The sequence below is a fragment of the Allocoleopsis sp. genome (assembly GCF_036703385.1).
Lineage (GTDB): Bacteria > Cyanobacteriota > Cyanobacteriia > Cyanobacteriales > Coleofasciculaceae > Allocoleopsis.
This window is the reverse complement of record NZ_DATNPA010000269.1, coordinates 1-3,066: the sequence shown is the minus strand read 5'-3', so window position 1 is coordinate 3,066 and position 3,066 is coordinate 1. Positions and strand designations below refer to the sequence as shown.

Annotated in this window: 5 protein-coding genes; 4 read left to right on the top strand and 1 reads right to left on the bottom strand. The window is 46.8% G+C overall.

Annotation, left to right across the window (positions count from 1 at the left end; genetic code table 11):
• Window positions 1–216 precede the first annotated feature (216 nt).
• The gene (locus V6C93_RS12840) at window positions 217–813 is read left to right on the top strand and encodes a Uma2 family endonuclease (RefSeq protein ID WP_333477050.1); all 597 of its coding nucleotides are present in this window, start codon (window positions 217–219) and stop codon (window positions 811–813) included.
• On the opposite strand, the gene V6C93_RS12835 is transcribed toward V6C93_RS12840, so the two are convergent.
• On the bottom strand, window positions 814–1,005 hold the full coding sequence (locus tag V6C93_RS12835) for a DUF433 domain-containing protein (RefSeq protein WP_333477049.1): 192 nt from the start codon (window positions 1,003–1,005) through the stop codon (window positions 814–816).
• Between the two features lie 38 nt (window positions 1,006–1,043).
• On the opposite strand from V6C93_RS12835, the gene V6C93_RS12830 reads away from it, so the two are divergent.
• The 3 genes from V6C93_RS12830 to crtI all read left to right on the top strand — a co-directional run.
• Complete coding sequence (locus V6C93_RS12830) at window positions 1,044–1,289, top strand: FitA-like ribbon-helix-helix domain-containing protein (protein ID WP_333477048.1); 246 nt, start codon at window positions 1,044–1,046, stop codon at window positions 1,287–1,289.
• Window positions 1,286–1,708 (top strand): type II toxin-antitoxin system VapC family toxin, encoded by a 423-nt coding sequence (locus tag V6C93_RS12825; protein WP_333477047.1) that lies wholly within the window; start codon window positions 1,286–1,288, stop codon window positions 1,706–1,708. The genes V6C93_RS12830 and V6C93_RS12825 overlap by 4 nt, the downstream gene beginning before the upstream one ends.
• A gap of 468 nt (window positions 1,709–2,176) precedes the next feature.
• Window positions 2,177–3,066 (top strand): phytoene desaturase family protein (gene crtI, locus V6C93_RS12820; RefSeq protein WP_333477046.1); only part of this gene is annotated, 890 nt, incomplete at its 3' end.

The window sequence follows — 3,066 nt, the reverse complement described above, 5'->3', positions numbered from 1 at the left end:
GAGTGCTACATCGAAAAGAAATCTATCGTTATTTCCCCTAATCGTTAGCGAAGAAATATCATGGCTAGCACCAGAGAGCAACTCATTCAGGAACTTGACCAAACTCCTGATTTCGTCATCCAAACCCCATACTATAAAAATAAAAGAAGTTACGCTAAAGCGATCGCCATTCAAACCTAATCACTCCTAATCTGGGAACAGACCACAGAGACTCTTATGACTTCGGCAACGATAGCAACACCCAAAAAGGAAGAACCCCTCCTGTTTGAGGGATTGACTTGGAGAGAGTTCAAAGCAGTTGAGCAATTGTTAGACCGTCCAGGATATCGGCTTTCCTTTCTAGATGGAGTACTAGAGATACGACGAATGCCAGGAGAACCCCACCAAACAATAAAGGAAAGGATCGGTGCATTGGTGGAATTGTACTTGCTCATGGCAGGGTTTGACTTCACCCCAACTGGCTCAATGACCCTAGAAAGTGAAGCTGGAGCCGTCAAGCGAGAGGCAGATGAATCCTATAAACTTGCCCCTGGTCGAGTGCGTCCCGATCTGGCTATCGAAGTGGTGTTTAGCAGTGGCGGCATTAACAAACTGGAGGCATACAAGCGGCTGAAGATTCCTGAAGTGTGGTTCTGGGAAGACGGAGTGCTAGAGATTTATCACCTGCGGGGAGAGGGCAACACTCTTGACTACGAAAAGATTTCCAGTAGTGAGGAAATGAAAGGGATCGATCTGGATTTGTTGTTACGTTGCATCAATATGGTGAATCACGTTGATGCCATCAAGACCTTTCAACAGGCGCTCCAAAAATAGCTAGCGATAGGCGATCGCGGCTCTGATATCTGGCAATGTTAGCGGTGGATAATCTGCCACAATTTCATCCGGTGTCATGCCATCTGCCAGGTTATCAAGAATGACAGATACCATGATGCGGGTTCCGCTAATGCATGGTTTACAGTGACAGATATTGGGGTTAATAGAGATGTGTTCTTGCCAGTTGTTCATTTGAAGAAATAGTCAAACTATTTAAGGGAGAAGTAACGATGACTCAATTACTAATTGAAAATCTAGACCCCAATGTAATAGAAAAGTTAAAAATTCGCGCACAGCGTCAGGGTAGAACTCTGGAAGCTGAGTTAAAAGTCATTTTGGAGATGGCGGCTGAGGGGGTAGATACTGCAACGCTAAAGGCGACAGCCTGGGAAATAATTGATAAAGCGCGATCTAAGTATGTCGGTCGAACCTTTAGTGATAGTGTAGAACTTTTGCGAGAGGATAGACAGCGTTGACTGAGTTTGTTGTAGATGCGAATGTGGCGATTAAGTGGGTGGTGCCGGAAATTCACTCTGAGGCTGCACTTGGTTTGCGAAATGTTGACTATACTCTTTTGGTTCCAGATTTCTTTTTTCCAGAATTTGGAAATATTCTGTGGAAGCGAGTGCGGCGTGGAGAAACGACTTTAGAAAATGCTCAAGAGGATTTAGCTGCATTGATGGGACTAGGCTTAGAGATACATCCATCGTTGCCGTTAATGCCGCAAGCTTTAGAGATTGCAGCAAGAATAGAGCAAGCAGTTTATGACTGTGTTTATTTGGCGCTTGCTGTTACTCGCGGATGTCAGATGGTGACGGCTGACCAGCGGTTTTTTAATGCGCTTCAAGATGACTCTTTGGCAGTTCATTTGTGTTGGGTGGAGGATTTGCCATGAAATATTCTGCTTACCCTGCTTATAAGGATTCGGGGGTTGAGTGGTTGGGGGAGATTCCAGAACATTGGGCAGTAAAACGCATTGCTATGGCAGTATCGCGCTAGTTTTGAATCTAATTCTTTGAATGATTTTGAAAATTGAGCATAGCCAGTGCTGAATCCAAATCATCATCACTTATACCATTTCGCTTTTAATGGGCTATATATCTTACCCCCCTAACCCCCCTTATCAAGGCAGGGCTGATTCATTCTCAGGAAAATCAGGATTTTTTAGGGGTCGCGCCCCCGTCCCGACCCCGCCCCACCCACGACTTGTTCGGCGTTTTCCGGATCGGGGCAACCACGGGGGGATTGCCCCTACCGAGAATGAAACAGCCCTGCCCTTATCAAGGGGGGAACAAGAAAAGCATCTGTAGCAAGCATTGAGAGAATTGGTATTACGTCTAAATACCGCTAGAGAGAGCCGTTCATGAAGATTGTTGTAATTGGAAGTGGCTTTGGTGGGCTATCGGCTGCCATCCGACTACAGGCACAGGGGTATCAAGTAACGATCGCAGAAAAACGGGATAAACCCGGTGGTCGTGCCTATGTCTATCAGCAGGATGGCTTCACCTTCGATGCTGGCCCCACCATCATTACCGCTCCCTACCTGATCCATGAACTCTTTGAATTGAGTAACCGCACAACCGAGGATTACCTGAAGCTGGTGCCGCTTGACCCGTTCTACAATGTGCGGTTTGAAGATGGCTCGGTATTTCACTATAACGGCGATCGCGACTACCTGCTGGAACAAATTCGGCAATTCAACCCTGCTGATGTAGAAGGCTACCATCGGTTTTACCGGGCATCTGAGCAGGTGTTTCAAAAGGGATTACCCCTGATGACCAAGCCCTTTAGCCACTTCACCGATATGCTCAGAGTTGCTCCCGATATGCTGCAATTGCAATCCTTCAAATCTGTAGCAGGCTTCGTAAATCAGTACATCCAGGATGAGCGATTACGGCAGGTGTTTAGCTTTCATCCTCTCCTGATTGGCGGCAATCCTTTTCAAAGTACCTCCGTCTACGCCATGATTCACAAACTGGAGCAGGCGTTTGGCGTCTGGTTTGCAATGGGTGGCACGGGTGCATTAGTGCAAGGTTTGGTGCGACTGTTTCAAGAGTTGGGTGGAGAATTACGGCTCAATACAGAAGTTGCAGAGATTTTGATTGAGGGTAAGACAAAACGAGCAACCGGAGTTGCACTCAAGGATGGCGAATTGCTCCAAGCAGATGCTGTTGTGAGTAATGCCGATGTTGCCCTGACCTATCTCAATTTGGTTCCAGCCCAGTTTCGCCGCAAATATAGCGATCGCTACCT